Origin of the sequence: Saccharopolyspora shandongensis, assembly GCF_900106995.1 — a bacterium.
In the GTDB taxonomy this organism is placed as follows: domain Bacteria; phylum Actinomycetota; class Actinomycetes; order Mycobacteriales; family Pseudonocardiaceae; genus Saccharopolyspora; species Saccharopolyspora shandongensis.
In genome coordinates, this window is sequence record NZ_FNOK01000032.1 from 24,950 (window position 1) to 44,728 (window position 19,779).

Consider the following 19,779-nt stretch of genomic DNA (forward strand, 5'->3'; position numbering starts at 1 on the left):
TTTCCACCGAACCCATCGGTGCCTCCTCGCCACGCTGCGACAGACCCGCTCACCTTCACCTCGCGAACAGGCGGGGTCAAGACGTCCGAAGCGGGGATCGGCTCAGGGAATCCGGAAGCCGTAGGGCAGTTCGAGGCGGTGCGCGGCCAGCAGCTCCGCGTCGGACAGCAGTTCCGCGGTGGGGCCGTCGGCGACCACCGCGCCGCCGTCGATCAGCACGCTGCGCGGGCACAGCTGCAGCGCGTACGGCAGGTCGTGGGTGACCATGAGCATCGTGCCGCCCCAGTCCAGCAGCACCTCGGCGAGCTCGCGCCGGGCCACCGGTTCGAGGTTCGACGACGGCTCGTCCAGCACCAGCAGCTCGGGACGGCAGGCGAGCACCGTGGCCAGCGCGACCCGCTTGCGCTGTCCGCCGGAGAGGTGCAGGGGCGAACGATCCGCGTGCTCGGCCATGCCCACCGCGTCGAGCGCCGACCGCACGCGCTCGGCCAGCTCCTCGCCGCGCACCCCGAAGTTCGCCGGGCCGAACGCGACGTCCTCGCGCACCGTCGGCATGAACAGCTGGTCGTCGGGATCCTGGAACACCAGGCCGACGCGACGGCGGATCTCCTTGAGGTCCCGCGACCCCACGGGCAGCCCGCCGACGCGGATGCTCCCCGATTCGGCCGTGAGCACCCCGTTGAGGTGCAGCGTCATGGTGGTCTTGCCCGCTCCGTTGGGACCGAGCACCGCGACCCGCTCCCCGCGCTCGACGCGTAGGTCGACGCCGCTGAGCGCGCGGTGCCCGTCCGGGTAGCGGAACGCCAGCCCGGACACCTCCAGCGCCGGGACGGACGTCGGCTCGGCGGTGCGCTCCGGCAGGGGTTCGATCAGGCGGTCCACAGGGCGACTCCCAGCACGATGGCGGCGACGGCCGGTGGCGCCATGCCCAGCCACCACGTCGCCGGCGATGTCCGGCGTGACTCCCCCAGCTCGGGCATCGCGCCGCTCCAGCCCCGCGACACCATCGCCAGGTGCACGCGTTCGCCCCGCTCGTAGGAGCGGATGAACAGGCTCCCGACGCCACGCGCGGTCGCGCCGAGCTGCCACAGGAACCGCGGATCGTGCCCGCGGCAGATGCGCGCGACCCGCATCCGCTTGGCCTCCGCGACGATCACCTCGGCGTAGCGCAGCATCAGCGTGATGATGGTGATCAGCAGCCGGGGCGTCCGCAGCCGCTGCAGCCCGACCACCAGCTCCCGCGGCGCGGTCGTGGCGGCCAGCAGCACCGACGTGGCCAACCCGAGCGTGCCCTTGACCAGGATGTTCCAGCCCGCCAGCAGGCCACCGGTGGACAACGCCAGGCCCGCCACCTCAGTGGTCGCGCCGCCCGCGGTGAACGGCAGCACCAGCGCGAGCACCACGAACGGCACCTCGATCAGCAGACGGCCGGCCAGCCAGCGCGGCGGCACGCGGGCCACCAGCACCAGCCCGAACAGCAGCAGGGCGTACCCGCCGAACGCCCAGAAGACCTCGCGCGGCGTCGCCACCACGCACAGCACCACCAGGAAGGCCGCCACGATCTTGACCTCGGGCGCCGACCGGTGCAGGACCGAGTCGCCGGGCAGGTGCAGCGCCTCGGCGTGGCCGGCTCCCACCGCTACTCGCCTCCGGTCCGGCGGCGCAGGCCCCAGAACAAGCCGCCGGCGGCGCCGAGCGTGACCACCGCGCCGATCACCCCGGCCACCCCGGTCCAGCGGTCGTCGCCGCCGACGGTGTAGTCGGCCAGCGGGCCGCCGGAGAACGTGTGGTCCTGGGCGTGCTGCGCGATGCACCGGCCTTCCAGCTGCTCGCCCTGCTCGGTCTCCACCACGGTGCAGCCGCGCTGCGTGACCGCGTCCAGCCCGTCGGGGTCGGAATCCGCGAAGTAGGCCACGCCGCCCGCTATGACGAGGATGAACAGGCCGAAGATCAGCAGGAAACGCCGGCGTGGGGCGCTCATCGCACGTTCTCCTCCGTCTGCTTCCCGGTCCTCAGCAGGTGGACCAGGTCCGGTCTGGCGGCCGCGACCGCACCCACCGTGGCCGCCGTGATCACGCCCTCACCGATGCCGATCAGGCAGTGCACCCCGACCACCGCGACCGCGGCCGTGCCGAGGCCGAAACCGGCCGCGCCGCCGACCGCGTACTCGAGGACGAAGCCGCCGGAGGCGGCGACGGTGTTCACCCAGGCCGCGACGAAGGCGGTCGCCAGCAGCCCGGCCCGGCTCCGCCGCGCGAAGCGGCGCAGCGCGAGGGCGACGAGGTAGCCGGCGGCGGTGCCGATCAGCGCCATGTTGGTGATGTTCGCGCCCAGCATCGTCAGCCCGCCGTCGGCGAACAGCAGCGCCTGCACCACCAGCACGATCGCCACGCACAGCGCGCCGACCCACGGCCCGGCCAGGATCGCCGCCAGCGCCCCGCCGAGCAGGTGCCCGCTGACGCCGGGCAGCACCGGGAAGTTGATCATCTGCGCGGCGAAGACGAACGCTGCGACCAACCCGGCCATCGGCGCCGTCCGGTCGTCCAGGTCGGCCCGCGCCTTGGTCAGCGCGACCGCCAGCCCGGCGATCGCCACGGCCGCGAACAGCACCGCCGTCTGCGCGTTGAGCAGCCCGTCGCTCATGTGCATGGCGAGCGTGGTGGTCGGCACGACGCGCTCCCTCCTGACCGGAACAGCTGCGCATCGAGAGTAGTTGCAGGAATACCGCAATCGCCAGTAGCTGGCAGGAGTCCTAGATCGCAGTTGGCCGAGAAAAAACCGTCGTCCCGGGCATAACACCCGGAACGACGGTCGAAGTCCGTTCGGTCAGTCTCGGACGGCCAGCGCCAGTTCGCCGTTGGAGTCCCGCTCGGCGTCCAGCACCTTGTCGCCGAGCAGCGCGGCGACCTGAGGTTCGAGGAACACCCGCACGCCGGATTCCTCGATCACCTCATCACCCGACTGCGGTTCGGCGGCGATCGACGCCTGCAGTCCTTCGCCCGCCGGCGCGATGCGCAGGCCAGAACCTTCCGGAGAGTCGCCACCGACGAGGACTAGCTTGATGACCTCTGCGGCGCTCTCACTGATGGTGAGCATGGTGCTCAACCCCTTCTCCGAGCCGGTCGGTTTGAAGGGGCCACCGTGTCATCAGCCGCCGCCCCGACGCAAACCGAGCCGTCCACGGCGTGTCTCCGGCCCCAGCCATCACGACGCCCCCGGCCGCAACAGCGGTCCGGGGGCGTCGTGGACAGATCACGCCTGGTAGGCGTCCAAGGGCGGGCAGGAGCAGACGAGGTTGCGGTCGCCGCGCGCGCCGTCGATGCGGCGGACCGGGGGCCAGACCTTCGCCACGTCGGTGCCCAGCGGGTACGCCGCCTCTTCACGGGAGTAGGCGTGGTCCCAGTCCTTGGCCAGCGACGCCGCCGTGTGCGGGGCACCGACCAGCGGGTTGTCGTCGGCCGGCCACTGCCCGGCGACGACCTTGTCGATCTCCGCGCGGATCGCGATCATCGCCTCGCAGAAGCGGTCCAGCTCCGCCAGGTTCTCGCTCTCCGTCGGCTCGACCATCAGCGTGCCGGCCACCGGGAACGACATCGTCGGCGCGTGGATGCCGTAGTCGGCCAGCCGCTTGGCCACGTCGTCGACGGTGATGCCGCTGGTCTTGCTGATCTGCCGCAGGTCGAGGATGCACTCGTGCGCCACGAAGCCGCCCTTGCCGGTGTAGAGCACCGGGAAGTAGTTGTTGAGGCGGCGGGCGACGTAGTTGGCGGCCGCGACCGCGGTCAGCGTGGCGCGGCGCAGGCCGTCGGCGCCCATCATCCGCACGTACGCCCAGGAGATCGGCAGGATCGAGGCGCTGCCCCACGGGGCGGCGCTGATCGGGCCGACGCCGGTCGCCGGTCCGGCGGCGGGCTGCAGCGGGTGGTTGGGCAGGAACGGCGCCAGGTGCTCGCGCACGCCGATCGGGCCGACGCCCGGGCCTCCACCGCCGTGCGGGATGCAGAACGTCTTGTGCAGGTTCAGGTGCGAGACGTCGGAGCCGAACTTGCCCATCCGCGCGAGGCCGATCAGGGCGTTGAGGTTCGCGCCGTCGACGTAGACCTGGCCGCCCGCGTCGTGCACCAGCCCGCACACCTCGCGCACGGTGTCCTCGTACACGCCGTGCGTGGACGGATAGGTGATCATGATCGCGGCGAGGTCGTCGGCGTGCTCGGCGACCAGCTCGCGCAGGTGGTCGAGTTCGATGTTGCCGGCGTCGTCGCAGCGGACCACGATCACCCGCATGCCGGCCATCACGGCGCTGGCGGCGTTGGTGCCGTGCGCGCTCGCCGGGATCAGGCACAGGTCACGGGCCTCGTTACCACGGCTGCGGTGGTAGGCGCGGATCGCCAGCAGACCCGCGAACTCGCCCTGGCTGCCGGCGTTGGGCTGCAGGCTCACCGCGTCGTAGCCGGTGACCTCGGCCAGCCAGGTCTCCAGGTCCTTGACGATCGACAGCAGCCCCTCGGCGTCCTGCGCGGGCGCGAACGGGTGCAGCGAACCGAACTCGGGCCAGGTGATCGGCTCCATCTCGGCCGTCGCGTTGAGCTTCATCGTGCACGAGCCCAGCGGGATCATGCTGCGGTCCAGCGCGATGTCCTTGTCCGACAGCCGCCGCAGGTAGCGCAGCAGCGACGTCTCAGAGCGGTGGGTGTGGAACACCGGGTGGGTCAGGTACTCCGAGGTGCGCTCCAGCGCCGCGGGCAGCGCGTCCGGCGTCTCGATGTCGAGCTCGTCGACGTCACCGCCGGTGACGCCGAAGGCCTGCCACACCGCCGCCAGGTGCGCCCGCGTGGTGGTCTCGTCGCAGCTGATGCCGACGCGGTCGGCGTCCACCCGGCGGAGGTTGATGCCACCCCGGCGGGCCGCGGCGACGACGTCGTCGGCCTTGCCCGGCACCTTCGCGACGATCGTGTCGAAGAACTCCTGGTGCAGCACCTCGACACCGCCGCGGCGCAGCTGCTCGGCGAGCACCGCAGCCATCCGGTGCGCGCGGGTCGCGATCGACCGCAGTCCGGCCGGTCCGTGGTACACGGCGTACATCGACGCCACGACGGCCAGCAGCACCTGCGCGGTGCAGATGTTGCTGGTGGCCTTCTCGCGGCGGATGTGCTGTTCGCGGGTCTGCAGCGCCAGCCGGTAGGCCTGGTTGCCGTCGGCGTCGACGCTCACGCCGACCAACCGCCCCGGCAGCTGCCGTTCGAGGCCCTTGGCCACGGCCATGAACCCGGCGTGCGGGCCCCCGAAGCCCATCGGCACGCCGAACCGCTGGGTGTTGCCGACGACCACGTCCGCGCCGATCTCGCCGGGCGAGCGCAGCAGCGTCAGCGCCAGCAGGTCGGCCGCGACGACGGCCTTCCCACCGCGCCGGTGGATCTCCGCGATGATCTCCTCGTGGTCCCGCACCACGCCGGAAGCGCCCGGGTAGGACAGCAGCACGCCGAAGAACTCGCCGTCCGGCAGCGCCTGCGCGCCAGCGGAGAGGTCGGCGACGACGACCTCGATGCCCAGCGGCTCCGCGCGGGTCTCGATCACCGCGATGGTCTGCGGCAGCGTGTCGGCGTCCACCACGAACCGCGGCGACTTGGATCGGCCGGCGCGGCGCACCAGCGTCATGCCCTCGGCTGCGGCGGTGGACTCGTCGAGCATCGACGAGTTGGCCACCGGCACCCCGGCCAGGTCGGCGACCATCGTCTGGAAGTTCAGCAGCGCCTCGAGCCGGCCCTGCGAGATCTCCGGCTGGTACGGCGTGTAAGCCGTGTACCAGGCGGGGCTCTCCAGCACGTTGCGCAGGATCACCGGCGGCGTGACCGTGCCGTAGTAGCCGAGCCCGATCATCTCGGTGTGCGGGTGACAGCGGCGCGCCAGCTCGCGCAGCTCGGCCAGCGCCTCGGACTCGGTGGCCGGCTCCGGCAGCGCCAGCTGCAGGTCGCCTTCCCGGATCGTGTCCGGCACGGCGTTCTCCCCCAGCTCCTCCAGCGAGCCGACGCCGATCACGTCGAGCATGCGGGCGAGCTCTGCCGGCATGGGGCCGACGTGCCGGTCGGCGAACGGCGTGCCGTGCTCCAGGGCGGCCAGGGGAATGCGGTCGTGGGTCACGTCGGTCATCGCCAAACCTCAATCGTCGCGGCGGCAAAAGGGCGGCAGGCAGCCAGAACTGCCCTGCTCTCCCCCTCTGTCACTGTCCGCGAAGCGAACGCCTGAGAGCTTCACCCGGGAACCGGGCTTGCACCGTCGGCGGGATGCACCACGGCGGTGGTGCACCCTCTTTCCAGAGGTATCTCGCCCGTGCGGTCCAGGTGGCCTGAGAGGTTGTCGGGGAGGGTTGCTCCTTCGGCGCCGACCGCGGCCGAGGCCGGGCCGGACTCTCCCGCACGGGGTCGGCGATGTGCCGCAGCTTACCCGATCGGGGCGTCCCAATGGACCAGCGATGTCACCTGCCGCACATCGCCCGGTCGGGTTCGGTCGGCTCAGCCGGTCTCGGCCTGCCGGTCCCGCCGCCGGCGGGACAGCTCGTCGTCCAGCGGGACCAGCTCCGCGCCGTCGGCCCGTTCGGCCGGGAAGTCGTGGATCGTGCCGCTGATCTCGCGCATCGCGCCGCTGACGGCGATGCCGAACACCCCTTGACCACCCTGCAGCAGGTCGACCACCTCCTCGGCAGAGGTGCACTCGTAGACCGTCGTGCCGTCGCTGAACAGCGTCAGCCTGGCCAGGTCCTGCACGCCCCGGTTGCGCAGGTGCTCCACCGCGACCCGGATGTTGTGCAGCGACACCCCGGTGTCCAGCAGTCGCTTGACCACCTTGAGCACCAGGATGTCCTTGAACGAGTACAGCCGCTGCGAGCCGGAGCCGGCGGCGCCGCGGATGGACGGGCCGACCAGCTTGGTGCGCGCCCAGTAGTCCAACTGGCGGTAGGTGATGCCGGCGATCTGGCAGGCGGCCGGACCCCGGTAGCCGACCAGTTCGTCCGGCAGTGAGGCGTCGGGGAACAGCTCGCCCTGCTCCACGGCAGCATCCCGGTTGGACGCTTCCTCGACCACGCCTGCCTCCCCTCGTCCGGCACGAAGCCGACGACGATCACCAGCTCCCGGACCATCGCGGTCCGAGGCCGCGAACACCGCCCAGCGGCCGAATCACACCGGGGCAATTCGCGTAAGTTCGACGGTATGCCTGCCCCGCGGGGAGGTCAACGCGACGCGCGGGGCACCTGGACGACCCGGCCCCCGCCTGCACGCTCAGACGGGGGCCGGGCCGTGTCGTCGGTCGATCGGCTGACTCAGGTGTCGGCGCCGCGGAAGTCCTCCGGGGAGACGGAGTCCAGGAACTCGCGGAACTTCTCCACCTCGTCCTCCTGCTCGTCCGGGATGATCAGCCCCGCCTCGTCCAGCACCGACTCGTCGGCGTGGATGGGCACCCCGATGCGCAGCGCCAGCGCCACCGAGTCGCTCGGCCGCGCGGAAACCCGCACATCCCCGTCGAACACCAGCTCGGCGAAGAAGGTGCCGTCCTGCAGGTCGGTGATCCGCACCTGTTCCAGGTCGCGCCCGAGGGCGCCGATGACGTCCTTCAACAGGTCGTGGGTAAGGGGTCTCTGCGGCCGCACACCTTGCTGTTCCAGCGCGATGGCGGTCGCCTCGACCGAGCCGATCCAGATCGGCAGGTAACGCTCGCCGTGCGCTTCGCGCAACAGCAGAATCGGCTGGTTTGCTGGTAGTTCAACTCGCACGCCGACGACGCGCATCTCGCTGCTCATCGTCACATCGCCTCCTCCAGCGCGCCGAAGCGTGACATCCCCGTCGAGGATCGCGCACCGACGCCTCCGACGCTACCCGCGTTGCGGCGGACACGCCCATCCCTTTAGCGGTCTGGTCGACCACCGAATCCGCGGCCTTCCTGCCGGTGCATCTGGCCCGAACCGCTGGCTGAGCTCGTCATCGAGCATTACCAGCACGATACACCGCCAACCCGTCCGCCGGACCGGTCTAAAGGTGGCCGCTACAACGTGGAAACCGGTTGCGACGGCGGGAAATTCCCCGCGCGGGAAGTCAGTCGATCTCGGCTGCGCACTACCTTCACGCGCCAGCGGGGCGACGCCGCTTCGGCGCCGCCCCGCTGGCTGGTGGACTTGGTCGGTCCAAGGGCCCCCTCAGCGGGCGCCCGGGCCCCCATCGATCGGGCCGGTCAGGAACACCAGCCGGAACTTCCCGATCTGCACCTCGTCGCCGTTGGCCAGCACCGAGGTGTCGACCGGCTCCCGGTTGACGTAGGTGCCGTTGAGGCTGCCGACGTCGACGACCACGAAGTCATTGCCCTCGCGCCGGAACTCGGCGTGCCGGCGGGAAACCGTGACGTCGTCGAGGAAGATGTCGCTGTCCGGGTGCCGTCCCGCGCTGGTGGTCTCCCGGTCCAGCAGGAATCGCGATCCCGCGTTGGGGCCGCGCTTGACCACCAGCAGGGCGGACCCCGCGGGCAGCGCATCGACCCCGGATGCGGGGGCTGGCTCCGGCGACGCACTCTCGGTGCTTTCCGGCTCCGAGAGGAAGGGCCTGAAGACCGAGGTGGTCTCCGGTGACTGCTCCGGCGGAACGTCGCCGTGGCCGGGGAATTGGCTCACCTGAGCTCTCCTCTACGCGGATAGATCGTGCCAAGTATGTGCCCAACGTACCGTGCAGGTACAGACGCGGAACGCGGGACTCCCGACATCTTTCCCTCGGGCCCTGACAGTCCGACGATCTTGCCTGGTCGGATCAGGATTCGGTCAGCTTCTGGTACGCCGCGGCGTCGAGCAGACCGTCCAGCTGGGCCGGGTCGGCGATCTTGAGCTCGACCATCCAGCCGTCGTCCAGCGGGGCCGAATTGACCAACTCCGGCTCGTCCTCCAGCTGCTCGTTGCGGGCCACCACCTCGCCGGTGATCGGCGCGTAGATCTCCGAGACGCTCTTGGTGGACTCCACCTCGCCCATCGAATCGCCGGCGGTGACCTGCTGGCCGAGGTCCGGCAGCTGCACGAACACCACGTCGCCGAGCTGCTGCTGGGCGTAGTCGGTGATACCGATGCGCACCTTGTCTTCAGCTGTGCGCTGAATCCACTCGTGCTCTTCGGTGTACTTGATCTCGTCCGGGGCCGCCACGTGGTCCCGCCTCCCTGCTCCGCTGGTGCTGTGGATCACCGGTCACGGAGGTTCGCGTGATCGGCTCGGCGAGCGTATTCACCACGCGGCGCAGGCCGCAAGGCGACCCTCCAGCGCACGACGCGAAAGGGCGCCGCCCGCCGATCGGATCGGCGGGCGGCGCCCTTTGCGCACGCGAGAAGTCCGGACGGCACTCAGGCCGGTCTGGCGCGGGCCTGGTGGACCGCCGCGACCACCTGGCCGAGGTAGAGGATGCCGGCCCACAGGTAGAGCGCGCCGCCCCAGCAGGTGAAGGCGTAGGCGATCGGACGCACCACTTCGGACAGCGGGAAGTCCTCCTGCACCAGCAGCAACAGCGGGAACGCGTACATCAGGCAGAACGTCGCGGCCTTGCCGAGGTAGTGCACGTCCGGCGGTTCGTAGCCGTGCCAGCGCAGCACCGGCAGGCAGAGCGTCAGCACCACGTCGCGGATGACCAGCGCGGCGGCGACCCACCAGGGCACCACGTCGCGCAGCACGAAGGCCACCAGGGTCGCGACGATGTAGAGGCGGTCGGCGGCCGGGTCGAGGAGCTCGCCGATACGGCTGTACTGGTTGAGCCAGCGGGCGAGCTTGCCGTCGAGCCAGTCCGTGATGCCGCTGATCACCAGCACCAGCAGGGCGAGCAGGTCGGCCTTCGGGCCCAGCAGCAGCCAGAGGAACACCGGCACGCCGGCCAGCCGGATCACGCTGAGCAGGTTCGGAAGTGTCCACCATGGATCGGCCCACACGCCGGCGGCGGCCTCCCGTATCCGGGCCATGCCCGGATCGGGGCGCCCTGCCGCGGGGTCCTGCCCCGCCGGACCGGGATTCATCCCGCGATCCCCGCTCGTGGTGTCTTCCGTGGTGCGCTCAGCATCCTGCACCACGAGCCTCCCGTAAATGGTTGTGCGTCCTGCCCCCGCTTCGGACACAACTTGTGCATCCCGACCAGATCAGGGTCTCACATTCCTCGCAGAACACACTTGGCGGCCGGGCTCCCGCGAAGCCGGTCGATCGGGCTGCTCCGCAGCGGGAGCCATCGGCCGCCGGGAGCGGCTACGCCCGCGTGCGGCTCCAGCCGCGGCGGCGGAGGTCCGCATCGGTGAGGAACCGGGCCCTGCCGCGGTCGTCGACGCCCGCCCAGCGAGCTCCGGTGGAGCCCTCGAGGACGTAGGAATGGCCCCCGCTCCACACCACGCTGCACGGCGCGGTGGGAAGTTCGGTGGCCGCGGAGCCACAGCCGGGTTCGACCCGAGCGGCAGCGGCGGTCTGGGCGGCGGATGCCTGTGTGGCCAAGGCCGGTTCCGTGCTCATCGTTGTAGCACCTCCGATTCGGTTGTCGGCGCGATGCGCCGTGGTGTTAGCCCGATCATCGACATCGGCTTGATTGTGTTCGGACGAGCACGCTCTGTCGCGTCGATCTACCCGCGCAGCGCCAAACGGACACGTTGTGTCGCCGAGTTGCATCCGGGCGTGCGGGCGGCGCTCAGCGCGGCCGAAGTCCGCGCGGCCGTTCGTCCGATCGACCGTGTTTCGGTTGTGACAAAAGCGTTTCGCGCAGAGCTACGGGTGACCCTGGCGCTACGCCGCGTTGTGCGGTAGGACGACAGGCGACATCGGGGCGGATGCAGGAGGAACGGGTTCATGGGTGCCTATGCCGAGGCCTACCGGCGGAGTTCGGCCGATCCGGAGGGCTTCTGGCTCGACGCGGCGGCCGCGATCGAGTGGGAGCGGGCACCGTCGCGAGCCCTGGACGCCACCGCGGACCCGTTCTTCCGGTGGTTCCCAGATGGCGAGCTCAACACCTGCTTCAACGCGCTGGACCGGCACGTCCGCGACGGGCGCGGCGACCAGCCCGCGCTGATCTGGGATTCGGCGATGACCGGCGAGGTGCGCCGCTGGACGTACCGGGAGCTGCTGGACCGGGTGGCGCTGTTCGCCGGGGCGTTGCGGGCGCAGGGCGCCGAGCCGGGCGACCGGGTCGTGATCTACATGCCGATGATCGCCGAGGCCGTCGTCGCGATGCTGGCCTGCGCGCGCATCGGCGCGGTGCACTCGGTGGTCTTCGGCGGCTTCGCGCCGAAGGAGCTGGCGGCGCGCATCGACGACGCCCGGCCGGCGGTGATCGTCGCCGCGTCGTGCGGCCTGGAGCCGAACCGGATCGTCGAGTACAAGCCGATCGTCGACGAGGCGCTGCGGGTGACCGAGCACCAGCCGAAGCGGGTGATCGTGTTCCAGCGCGAGCAGGCCCGCGCGGAGCTCGGGCCGCGCGACGTGGACTGGCAGGATGCGCTGGCGCAGGCCGAACCGGCCGACTGCGTGCCGGTGAAGGCCACCGATCCGCTGTACGTCCTCTACACCTCGGGCACCACCGGGCGCCCGAAGGGCGTAGTGCGCGACAACGGCGGGCACGCGGTCGCGCTGCGCTGGTCGATGACCAACATCTACGACATCGGGCCGGGCGACGTCTTCTGGACCGCCTCGGACGTCGGCTGGGTCGTCGGCCACTCCTACATCGTCTACGCGCCGCTGCTGACCGGGGCGACCACCGTGGTCTACGAGGGCAAGCCGGTGGGCACGCCGGATGCGGGCGCGTTCTGGCGGGTCATCGCCGAGCACCGGGTCAAGGCGCTGTTCACCGCGCCGACCGCGTTCCGGGCGATCAAGCGGGTGGACCCGAACGCCGAACTGCTGGCCGCCCACGACATCTCGAGCCTGCAGGCGCTGTTCCTGGCCGGCGAGCGACTGGACCCGGAGACCTACCACTGGGCGTCGGAGCAGCTCGGCGTGCCGGTGATCGACCACTGGTGGCAGACCGAGACGGGCTGGCCGATCTGCGCGAACCTGCGCGGGCTGGAGCCGATGCCGGTCAAGCCGGGTTCGCCGACCGTGCCGGTGCCCGGCTACGACGTGGCGGTGCTGGACCAGGCCGGGAACCCGCTGCCGCCGGAGACCGACGGCGCGATCTGCCTGAAGCTGCCGCTGCCGCCGGGCACGCTGCCGACGCTGTGGGGCGACGACGAGCGGTTCCGCGAGTCGTACCTGTCGCGGTACCCCGGCTACTACCTCACCGGCGACAACGGCTACGTCGACGCCGACGGCTACGTCTTCGTGATGGGCCGCACCGACGACGTGATCAACGTCGCCGGGCACCGGTTGTCGACCGGCTCGATGGAGGCGGTGCTCGCGGCGCACCCGGCGGTCGCCGAGTGCGCGGTGATCGGCGTGCGCGATTCGCTGAAGGGCCAGGTGCCGCGTGGGTTCGTGGTGCTGAAGTCCGGTGTGGACATCTCCGAGGAGGTGCTGCGGGACGAGCTGGTCGCGGCGGTGCGGGGGCAGATCGGGCCGGTGGCGGCGTTCCGCGACGTGTCGGTGGTGGACGGGCTGCCCAAGACACGTTCGGGGAAGATCCTGCGGAAGTCGATGCGCGAGATCGCCGACACCGGCGACACCAAGGTGCCCTCCACGATCGAGGACCCGGCGGTGCTGGACAAGCTGCGGCCCGCGCTGCGCGGCGAGGGCTAGGCGCGACGCCTCACCCGCCCTGACGGTCCCGTGCGACCTCCTCCAGCGCTTGGAGGACGGCGGCGATCGCGGGTTGCGCCCGGCTGCCCCGGGGCACGCAGGTGAGGACGCTGCGCGACGGCGCCGGCTTGTCCCGCAACGGGATTCGCGCCACGCGGTGGTCCGGCGAGACGGTGGCGAGCCTGGGCAGCAGGCAGATGCCGAGCCCGTGCGACACCAGGGTCAGCACCGAGTTCCACTCCGCCGCCTCGTGCGCCACCCGCGGGGCGAAACCGGCCGCCGCGCACGCGACCTCGATCAGCTGGAACTGGTCGTGGTGCGGTGCGATCCAGGCCTCGTGCGCGGTCGCGGGTGACCGTTCGGCATGCCCGATACGCCCAGTTGGAGGCTGCCGCTTCCAAATTTGGTCTATACCTTTATGGGGCCGTTCCCCGATCATGGAGCGAGGCACATGACCAGACCGCCCCTACCGACGGTGCGCAAAGCAGCGCTCGCCGTCGTGGCGGGTGCGCTGCTCACCGGCGGGCTCGTCGCGCCCGCCGGCGGCGCACCGGCCGAGGAGAACATCGCGATGGAGAACATCATCCCCGCACCCGAGTCGGTGCAGCCCGCCCCCGGCACCACCTACGAACTCGCCGAGCAGACCTCGATCGAGGCCGCCGGCGACGCCGCCGAGGTCGGCGAGTACCTGGCCGGGGTCCTGCGCGCGGCCACCGGTTTCCCGATCCCGGTCAACGAGGGTTCCGGCGGGATCTCGCTGACGTTGGACGGATCCCCCGAGCTCGGCCCGGCCGGATACCGCCTGCAGGTGGCCGACGACGGCATCGGCCTCCACGCGAGCAGCCCCGAAGGCCTGTTCAACGGCGTGCAGACGCTCCGGCAGCTACTGCCCGCCGCGATCGAGAGCCCGACCGAGCAGCCCGGGCCGTGGACCGTGCCCGGCGGCGAGGTCGTCGACAAGCCGAGGTTCGAGCACCGGGTCACGATGCTCGACGTCGCCCGGCACTTCTTCAGCGTGGACCAGGTCAAGCGCTACATCGACCAGGTCGCCCGCTACAAGATCAACCGGCTGCACCTGCACCTGACCGACGACCAGGGCTGGCGGATCCAGATCAACAGCTGGCCGCGGCTGACCGAGTACGGCGGCAGCACCGAGGTCGGCGGTGGCCCTGGCGGCTACTACACGCAGGAGGACTACGCGGAGATCGTCGAGTACGCGGCGTCCCGGTACATCACCGTCGTGCCCGAGATCGACATGCCCGGGCACACCAACGCCGCGCTGGCCTCCTACGCCGAGCTCAACTGCGACGGCGTCGCGCCGCCGCTGTACACCGGCATCGAGGTCGGCTTCAGCTCGTTCTGCGTGGACAAGGACATCACCTACCGGTTCGTCGAGGACGTCATCCGCGAGCTCGCGGCGATCACCCCCGGGCCGTACCTGCACATCGGCGGCGACGAGGCGCACTCGACCACCGACGAGGACTACAAGCGGTTCTTCGAGAAGGTGATCCCGCTGCCCGCCAAGTACGGCAAGACCGCGCTGGGCTGGCACGAGTACGGCAAGGGCGCGCCCGAGGGCGACGCGGTGCTGCAGTACTGGGGCACCACCGACACCGATCCCCTGCTCGACGAGGCGGTCGCCCGCGGCAACAAGATCCTGGCGTCGCCGGCGAACCTGTCCTACCTGGACCACAAGTACGACGAGAACACCGAGCTGGGCCTGCACTGGGCCGGCTACATCGAGGTCGCCGACGCCTACGGCTGGGATCCGGGCAGCTACCTCAAGGGCGTGCCGGAGGAGTCGATCCTCGGTGTGGAGGCCCCGCTGTGGTCGGAGACCCTGGAGAACTCCGATCACATCGAGTTCATGGCCTTCCCGCGGCTGCCGGCCATCGCCGAGCTCGGCTGGTCCCCCAAGTCCGCCCAGGACTGGGAGTCCTTCCGCCAGCGCCTGGCCACCCACGGCCCGCGCATGACGGCATCCGGGATCGACTACTACCGCTCACCCCAAGTCCCCTGGCAGGACTGAAGACTGTTTCCAAACTCATTCTGCGTGGCGGTGCAGGTGGCGGCCCCCCGCGGGAGTTACAGACGCCGCCTGGCTGTGGGATCCCCGACTTTCGTATGAACCAATACGCGGCATCGGGGCCGTCCTCGCCAGACGACGTCTGAGAACCCGCGGCGGTGCAAGTTGCGTAAGTGGGCTAAGCGGCTGCGCCGCTTCAAGAACAAAGCCCGCTCTTCCACACCCGACTACGACGCTTCCAGAACGATCTCTGATCGTTCGAACGAACGAGGGACGCCTTACCACCGGAGGGCGTCCCTCGTTCGTCACTCCCCTGCTGGGAGCTTGGGTTCCAGGACCGCCCACCACTCCGCCAGGGTCGGGCGTTCGGCGAGGTCGGCGAAGGTGATCTGGACGCCGCGGCGGCGCCAGTTCTCCACCAGCGTCATGATCCGCACCGAGTCCAGGCCCCAGTCGATGAGGTTCTCCTCGTCGGTGAGCTCCGCCGGGTCCTCGTACAGCAGCTCGGCGACCTGCGCCCGCACGTCGTCCAGCGTCAACTTCTGCGACATTCCCACGTTCTCCCCGAAACTCGTCAGGCCACTTCGGACTCGTGCAACACCAGCGATCGCGCCAGCCCCCGCGAAGTGTCCACCACCGCGCAGCGCTTGGCGGCGTAATCCAGCGCCATCCGGTGCTCCGCCAGCGAGAAGTCCGCGACCGCGTCGGCGGCCAGGAACGCCTGGACGTCCTGCTGGAACGCCTCGGCCGCCGTCATCAGGCAGCCGATGTGCGCGTAGATGCCGGTGATGATCAGCTGGTCGCGGTTCCAGTCCCGCAGCAGCTCGCGAAGCTCGGTGCGCTGGAACGCGCTGTAGCGCCACTTGGTCAGCTGCACGTCGCCGGCGCCGGGCGCCAGCTCGTCGATGATCGCCTCCTGCGTCGGGTCGGCGACACCCGGGCCCCACCACTCCAGCTGCAGCCCGCGCTGTTCCGGCGTCTGACCGCCGGGCTGCGCGCAATACACCACCGGAACGCCGGCCGCGCGGGCGCGCTCCCGCAGCATGCGGATGTTCGGCACCACCTGGCTGAGCGGTTCTCCGTTGCGCGGATAGGCATTGACGAAGTGCCGCTCCATGTCGTGGATCAGCAGCACCGCGCGATCCGGCTCGGGCCGCCAGGCCACCCGGTTCTCGGGCAGCTCGTCCTCCTGCGGCACGCGGTACGGTGCGATGGCCGGAAGTGCCACCGGTCCTCCCTGTCTGTCGTGGTTTGCGGGCACTCGGCTCACGTCCGGTTCCGCAGCTCCGGGACCAGCTCGCGGGAGATCGCCTCCCGCAGGTCGCGCTTGCTGACCTTGCCGACCCCGGTCTGCGGGAACTGCTCGACGAACTCGACCCGGTCCGGCACCTTGTACGCGGCCAGGCCGCGCTCGCGCACGAACTTGATCAGCTCCCGCGCCTTCGGCGGGGTGCCGCGCGGCACGACGAACGCGCAGCTGCGCTCGCCGAGGTAGTCGTCGGGCATCGACACCACCGCGGCGTCGTGCACCGCCGGGTGCGCCAGCAGGTGGTTCTCCACCTCCTCGGCGGCGATCTTCTCGCCGCCGCGGTTGATCTGGTCCTTCGCGCGGCCCTCGACGACGACGTTGCCCGCCGGCGTGAGCCGGACGACGTCGCCGGTGCGGTAGAAGCCGTCCGCGGTGAACGCCCGGGCGTTGTGCTCCTCGGCCCGGTAGTAGCCGCGGATGGTGTAGGGCCCCCGGGTGAGCAGGTGCCCGGTTTCGCCGGGTGCCACCGGGTTGTCGTCGTCGTCGACGACGAGCACCTCGTCGTCCGGCGAGATCGGGCGGCCCTGCGTGCCGAGGATGACGTCCTCCGGGTCGTCGAGGCGGGTGTAGTTGACCAGGCCCTCGGCCATGCCGAACACCTGCTGCAGGGTGGCGCCGAGCACCGGCCGCACCCGTCGCGCGACCTCTTCGCTGCACTTGGCCCCGCCCACCTGCAGCACTTCCAGGCTGGACAGGTCGTGCTCGGTGTTCGCGGCGGCGTCCAGCCACACCAGCGCCAGCGGCGGCACGGCCGCGAGGAGCGTGACGCGTTCGCGCTCGATCAGCGGGAACACCTCGTCCGGGCTGGGCCGGCGGGCCAGCACGACGGTGCCGCCGGCGTGCAGCACGCCGAACGTGCCGGGCGAGCTCATCGGGAAGTTGTGCGCGATCGGCAGCGCACCGAGGTAGACCGTGTCCGCGGTGACGCCGCAGATCTCGTTGCTGACGCGGAAGGAGTAGATGTAGTCGTCGTGGGTGCGCGGGATCAGCTTCGGCACGCCGGTGCTGCCGCCGGAGAGCTGCAGGAAGGCGATGTCGCCGGGCGCCGGGCCGGCGAGCTCCGCGGGTTCGGCGTCCACATCGGACAGCGCCCGAAAGCCATTGTGGGGACACCCCGAACCCCGAGCTCCGGGCTCACCCGCGATCAGCACCTGCAGGCCGGGGACCTTCGCGACGACCTCGGCCGCCAGCTTCCGGTGGTCGAACCCGGCCTCGACGTCGACGGTGATGTAGGCGGTGGCCTCGCTGAACTCGCAGAAGTAGGAGATCTCGGTCAGCCGGTGCGAGGGCAGCGCGAACACCGGGATCGCGCCGAGCCGGAACAGCGCGAAGCACACGTCGAAGAACTCGGCGATGTTCGGCAGCTGCACCACGACCCGGTCGCCCGCGCCGACGCCGAGCTCGCGGAGGCCGGCCGCGAGCCGGTCGGCGCGGACGTCGAGGTCCCGGTAGGAGATACGACGGTCGCCGTCGACGACGGCGGTGCGGTCGGGGTGTTCGGCGGCGCGTTCGCTCAGCAGCTGCCCGAAGGTGTAGCCGCGCCAGTGGCCCGCGTCCCGGTAGCGCTGCGCGAACTCCTCCGGCCAGGTGGGGCAGCCGGGTAGCGATGCGGTCATGTTCTCCCCCTCAGACGGCCTGGTCCAGGCCCATCGCGGACAGCGCGGTGCGGAACTTCGCGGACGTCTCGGCGAGTTCGTCGGCCGGGTCGGAACCCGCGACGATGCCCGCGCCCGCGTACAACCGCATCGCATCGTCCTCGATGTCGGCGCAGCGGATGGCGACCACCCACTCGCCGTCTCCGGCGGCGTCGCACCAGCCGACCATGCCCGCGTAGTAGCCGCGCTCGAACGGCTCGGTTTCGGCGATGACGTCGCGGGCGCGCTGCAGCGGGGTGCCGCACACCGCGGGCGTGGGGTGCAGCGCGTCGGCCAGTTCCAGCGAGGAGGTCGCCGGGTCGCGGAGCTCGCCGGTGATCTCGGTGGCCAGGTGCCACATGGCGGCGGTGCTGATCACCGACGGCGCGGGGACCTGCAGGTCGCGGCAGAACGGGCGCAGCGCCTGCACGACCGCGTCGACGACGGCGGCGTGCTCGCGGCGATCCTTGTCCGAAGTGGACAGTTCGGCGGCGCGGCGGCGGTCCTCGACCGGGTCGGCGCTGCGCGGCCGCGAACCGGCCATCGGGTTCGACCGGACCCGCATGCCGCGGCGGGAGACCAGCAGTTCCGGGCTGGCGCCGAGGAAGGTGCGCCGCAGCGGCGGCGGCGCGCCGAAGCTGTCGCGGGTGCCGTCCTCGCCGTGCCGCGGCAGATCCACCGCGAAGGTGTAGCTGGCCGGGTCCGCGAGCGCGAGGTTGCGCAGCACGCTGCGGACGTCGATCGGCTCGGCGGCGGTCAGTTCCAGCGAGCGCGCGAGGACCACCTTGCTCAACTCGCCGTCGGCCAGTCGCCGCAGCACCCGGCTGACGCCGCGCTCGTACTCGGCGGGAGCGGGCACCGGGCGGACGGAGCAGTCCGGCGCGTCGCTGCGCGGCGGCTGCGGCACCACGACGTTCAACGGCGCGGCCCGGACCACCTCGTCGGGCAGCACCAGGTGCGCGGGCAGGCTCTCGCCGAACGGCACCGCGCCCACCACCATCGGGTTGCGGCGGCCGAATTCCGTTGCGCTGTTGAGGAAATCGGCCACCCGCCGGGGCAGTTCCTCGCGCGCGCACTGGGTCTTGGGAACGATCGCGGAGACGCCGCGGGCTAAGAGCACGCCGTGCGGCGCGGAGAAGAGGAACGACGAGCCTGCCTCGTAAGCCGCCAGCAGTCGGGTCGCTTCGTCGTCCGCGACGAGGCCGATGCCGTCGGTTTCGCTGTCCATCGTGGTCATGGCAACCTTTCCGGGTGTGCGGCAGGCGTGATCAGGCGCGCAGGGTCGCGCCGCCGTCGACGTACAGGTCGTGCATCGTGATGTGCCCGGCCTGGTCGGAGGCCAGGAAGACGACCGCGTCGGCGATGTCTTGCGGGGTGGCGAGCTTGCGCAGCGGGATGCCCGCCTTGAACGTCTCCGGGGAACCGGCGATGACGCGCTCGGCGCCGCGCTCGTCGGCCCACATCCCACGCTGCATCTCGGTGTCGGTGGAGCCGGGCGCGACGACGTTGCACCGGATGCCGTGCTCGGCGAGCTCCAGCCCGAGCGACTTGGTGAACATCGTCGCCGCGGCCTTGGAGGCGGCGTAGGCGGACATCCCGTGCCGGGGCACGCCGGCGGCGTTCGAGCTGACCGTGACGATGGCGCCGCGCCGCCGGCCGATCATGCGCTTGGACACCGCGCGGGACAGGTTGAACACCCCGGTGGTGTTGACCGCGAAGGTGCGGTGCCAGTCCTCGTCGGTGAGTTCCTGCACGGTGCCGAACTGCAGGACGCCCGCGACGTTCGCGAGGACGTCGATGGGGCCGTGCGCACGCTCGACGCGGTCCACGACGTCGCCGACGGCGGCGGCGTCCGCGACGTCGGCGCGGTAGGCGTGGACCGCGTGGCCGCGCCCGGTCAGCTCGGCGGCCACGGCTTCGGCCTGCTCGCCGTTCCGGTCCACGGCCGCGACCGTGGCGCCGAGCCCGGCGAGCGCGGTGGCCACCGCCGCCCCGATGCCCTGGCCCGCGCCTGTCACGATGGCGACCTTGCCGCCGATCCCCGTCCGGTTCATCGCACCCTTCAGTCAACTCAGGCAAGCCTAACCTTTGTCA

The 19,779-nt window shown here is 71.1% G+C and carries 20 protein-coding genes and 1 riboswitch; of the genes, 2 read left to right on the forward strand and 18 right to left on the reverse strand.

Translation table 11 applies throughout. From position 1 onward, the window contains the following. Positions 1–102: 102 nt before the first annotated feature. The 12 genes from BLW84_RS28130 to BLW84_RS28185 all read right to left on the reverse strand — a co-directional run bounded on the left by BLW84_RS28130 (position 103) and on the right by BLW84_RS28185 (position 10,505). Positions 103–882 (reverse strand): energy-coupling factor ABC transporter ATP-binding protein, encoded by a 780-nt coding sequence (locus tag BLW84_RS28130; RefSeq protein ID WP_093271197.1) that lies wholly within the window; start codon positions 880–882, stop codon positions 103–105. Further along, a complete protein-coding gene (gene cbiQ / locus BLW84_RS28135; RefSeq protein ID WP_093271199.1) occupies positions 870–1,637 on the reverse strand; it encodes a cobalt ECF transporter T component CbiQ in 768 nt (255 codons plus the stop codon). Before cbiQ ends, BLW84_RS28130 begins: the two co-directional genes overlap by 13 nt. Positions 1,638–1,639: 2 nt before the next feature. Next, positions 1,640–1,981, reverse strand: coding sequence for a PDGLE domain-containing protein (locus BLW84_RS28140; protein WP_093271200.1), 342 nt, complete (start codon positions 1,979–1,981; stop codon positions 1,640–1,642). Continuing rightward, complete coding sequence (locus BLW84_RS28145; protein ID WP_093271303.1) at positions 1,978–2,649, reverse strand: energy-coupling factor ABC transporter permease; 672 nt, start codon at positions 2,647–2,649, stop codon at positions 1,978–1,980. The genes BLW84_RS28140 and BLW84_RS28145 overlap by 4 nt, the downstream gene beginning before the upstream one ends. Positions 2,650–2,826: 177 nt before the next feature. Then, positions 2,827–3,096 carry a HesB/YadR/YfhF-family protein gene (locus BLW84_RS28150; RefSeq protein ID WP_093271305.1) on the reverse strand — a complete coding sequence of 90 codons (270 nt, stop codon included), beginning with the start codon at positions 3,094–3,096 and terminating at the stop codon, positions 2,827–2,829. Positions 3,097–3,252: 156 nt separating this feature from the next. Further along, complete coding sequence (gene gcvP / locus BLW84_RS28155; protein ID WP_093271308.1) at positions 3,253–6,147, reverse strand: aminomethyl-transferring glycine dehydrogenase; 2,895 nt, start codon at positions 6,145–6,147, stop codon at positions 3,253–3,255. Positions 6,148–6,320: 173 nt separating this feature from the next. Beyond that, positions 6,321–6,422: riboswitch (glycine riboswitch) on the reverse strand. 87 nt (positions 6,423–6,509) lie between these two features. Further along, the gene (locus tag BLW84_RS28160; RefSeq protein ID WP_093271202.1) at positions 6,510–7,079 is read right to left on the reverse strand and encodes a MerR family transcriptional regulator; all 570 of its coding nucleotides are present in this window, start codon (positions 7,077–7,079) and stop codon (positions 6,510–6,512) included. Positions 7,080–7,315: 236 nt separating this feature from the next. Beyond that, entirely contained in the window at positions 7,316–7,792 is a 477-nt protein-coding gene (locus tag BLW84_RS28165) for a bifunctional nuclease family protein (protein WP_029534961.1), read from the reverse strand. Positions 7,793–8,185: 393 nt separating this feature from the next. Beyond that, a complete protein-coding gene (gene garA / locus BLW84_RS28170) occupies positions 8,186–8,653 on the reverse strand; it encodes a glycogen accumulation regulator GarA (RefSeq protein ID WP_093271203.1) in 468 nt (155 codons plus the stop codon). A gap of 133 nt (positions 8,654–8,786) precedes the next feature. Further along, on the reverse strand, positions 8,787–9,170 hold the full coding sequence (gcvH, locus tag BLW84_RS28175; protein ID WP_093271205.1) for a glycine cleavage system protein GcvH: 384 nt from the start codon (positions 9,168–9,170) through the stop codon (positions 8,787–8,789). Positions 9,171–9,364: 194 nt separating this feature from the next. Then, on the reverse strand, positions 9,365–10,024 hold the full coding sequence (clsA, locus tag BLW84_RS28180) for a cardiolipin synthase ClsA (RefSeq protein WP_245761438.1): 660 nt from the start codon (positions 10,022–10,024) through the stop codon (positions 9,365–9,367). A gap of 223 nt (positions 10,025–10,247) precedes the next feature. Beyond that, the gene (locus BLW84_RS28185; RefSeq protein ID WP_093271208.1) at positions 10,248–10,505 is read right to left on the reverse strand and encodes a hypothetical protein; all 258 of its coding nucleotides are present in this window, start codon (positions 10,503–10,505) and stop codon (positions 10,248–10,250) included. Positions 10,506–10,835: 330 nt separating this feature from the next. On the opposite strand from BLW84_RS28185, the gene BLW84_RS28190 reads away from it, so the two are divergent. Further along, entirely contained in the window at positions 10,836–12,716 is a 1,881-nt protein-coding gene (locus BLW84_RS28190; RefSeq protein WP_093271210.1) for a propionyl-CoA synthetase, read from the forward strand. Between the two features lie 10 nt (positions 12,717–12,726). Here BLW84_RS28190 and BLW84_RS28195 read toward each other — a convergent pair whose 3' ends face one another. After that, a complete protein-coding gene (locus BLW84_RS28195) occupies positions 12,727–13,155 on the reverse strand; it encodes a LysR substrate-binding domain-containing protein (protein WP_093271211.1) in 429 nt (142 codons plus the stop codon). A 12-nt stretch (positions 13,156–13,167) separates the two neighbouring features. Between BLW84_RS28195 and BLW84_RS28200 the strand changes: the two genes are divergently transcribed. After that, positions 13,168–14,745, forward strand: a complete 1,578-nt coding sequence (locus BLW84_RS28200; RefSeq protein ID WP_093271213.1) for a beta-N-acetylhexosaminidase — start codon at positions 13,168–13,170, stop codon at positions 14,743–14,745. Between the two features lie 302 nt (positions 14,746–15,047). On the opposite strand, the gene BLW84_RS48475 is transcribed toward BLW84_RS28200, so the two are convergent. Genes BLW84_RS48475 through BLW84_RS28225 form a run of 5 tightly spaced genes read right to left on the reverse strand, consistent with a single transcriptional unit; the run spans position 15,048 to position 19,739 of the window. Further along, complete coding sequence (locus BLW84_RS48475; RefSeq protein ID WP_093271214.1) at positions 15,048–15,293, reverse strand: phosphopantetheine-binding protein; 246 nt, start codon at positions 15,291–15,293, stop codon at positions 15,048–15,050. Positions 15,294–15,316: 23 nt separating this feature from the next. Then, a complete protein-coding gene (locus tag BLW84_RS28210) occupies positions 15,317–15,970 on the reverse strand; it encodes an isochorismatase family protein (protein ID WP_093271216.1) in 654 nt (217 codons plus the stop codon). 38 nt (positions 15,971–16,008) lie between these two features. Next, positions 16,009–17,667, reverse strand: a complete 1,659-nt coding sequence (locus tag BLW84_RS28215; protein ID WP_093271217.1) for a (2,3-dihydroxybenzoyl)adenylate synthase — start codon at positions 17,665–17,667, stop codon at positions 16,009–16,011. 10 nt (positions 17,668–17,677) lie between these two features. Continuing rightward, on the reverse strand, positions 17,678–18,922 hold the full coding sequence (dhbC, locus tag BLW84_RS28220) for an isochorismate synthase DhbC (RefSeq protein ID WP_093271219.1): 1,245 nt from the start codon (positions 18,920–18,922) through the stop codon (positions 17,678–17,680). Positions 18,923–18,953: 31 nt separating this feature from the next. Continuing rightward, positions 18,954–19,739 carry a 2,3-dihydro-2,3-dihydroxybenzoate dehydrogenase gene (locus tag BLW84_RS28225; RefSeq protein ID WP_093271220.1) on the reverse strand — a complete coding sequence of 262 codons (786 nt, stop codon included), beginning with the start codon at positions 19,737–19,739 and terminating at the stop codon, positions 18,954–18,956. Positions 19,740–19,779: the final 40 nt, after the last annotated feature.

What these genes read in the sequence shown, in the direction of transcription:
- BLW84_RS28140 (WP_093271200.1), bottom strand. Translation starts at nt 1,981, where the DNA reads ATGAGCGCCCCACGCCGGCGTTTCCTGCTGATCTTCGGCCTGTTCATC.
- BLW84_RS28145 (WP_093271303.1), bottom strand. Translation starts at nt 2,649, where the DNA reads ATGCACATGAGCGACGGGCTGCTCAACGCGCAGACGGCGGTGCTGTTC.
- BLW84_RS28150 (WP_093271305.1), bottom strand. Translation starts at nt 3,096, where the DNA reads ATGCTCACCATCAGTGAGAGCGCCGCAGAGGTCATCAAGCTAGTCCTC.
- gcvP (WP_093271308.1), bottom strand. Translation starts at nt 6,147, where the DNA reads ATGACCGACGTGACCCACGACCGCATTCCCCTGGCCGCCCTGGAGCAC.
- BLW84_RS28165 (WP_029534961.1), bottom strand. Translation starts at nt 7,792, where the DNA reads ATGAGCAGCGAGATGCGCGTCGTCGGCGTGCGAGTTGAACTACCAGCA.
- clsA (WP_245761438.1), bottom strand. Translation starts at nt 10,024, where the DNA reads ATGAATCCCGGTCCGGCGGGGCAGGACCCCGCGGCAGGGCGCCCCGAT.
- BLW84_RS28185 (WP_093271208.1), bottom strand. Translation starts at nt 10,505, where the DNA reads ATGAGCACGGAACCGGCCTTGGCCACACAGGCATCCGCCGCCCAGACC.
- BLW84_RS28190 (WP_093271210.1), top strand. Translation starts at nt 10,836, where the DNA reads ATGGGTGCCTATGCCGAGGCCTACCGGCGGAGTTCGGCCGATCCGGAG.
- BLW84_RS28195 (WP_093271211.1), bottom strand. Translation starts at nt 13,155, where the DNA reads ATGATCGGGGAACGGCCCCATAAAGGTATAGACCAAATTTGGAAGCGG.
- BLW84_RS28200 (WP_093271213.1), top strand. Translation starts at nt 13,168, where the DNA reads ATGACCAGACCGCCCCTACCGACGGTGCGCAAAGCAGCGCTCGCCGTC.
- BLW84_RS48475 (WP_093271214.1), bottom strand. Translation starts at nt 15,293, where the DNA reads ATGTCGCAGAAGTTGACGCTGGACGACGTGCGGGCGCAGGTCGCCGAG.
- BLW84_RS28215 (WP_093271217.1), bottom strand. Translation starts at nt 17,667, where the DNA reads ATGACCGCATCGCTACCCGGCTGCCCCACCTGGCCGGAGGAGTTCGCG.
- dhbC (WP_093271219.1), bottom strand. Translation starts at nt 18,922, where the DNA reads ATGACCACGATGGACAGCGAAACCGACGGCATCGGCCTCGTCGCGGAC.
- BLW84_RS28225 (WP_093271220.1), bottom strand. Translation starts at nt 19,739, where the DNA reads ATGAACCGGACGGGGATCGGCGGCAAGGTCGCCATCGTGACAGGCGCG.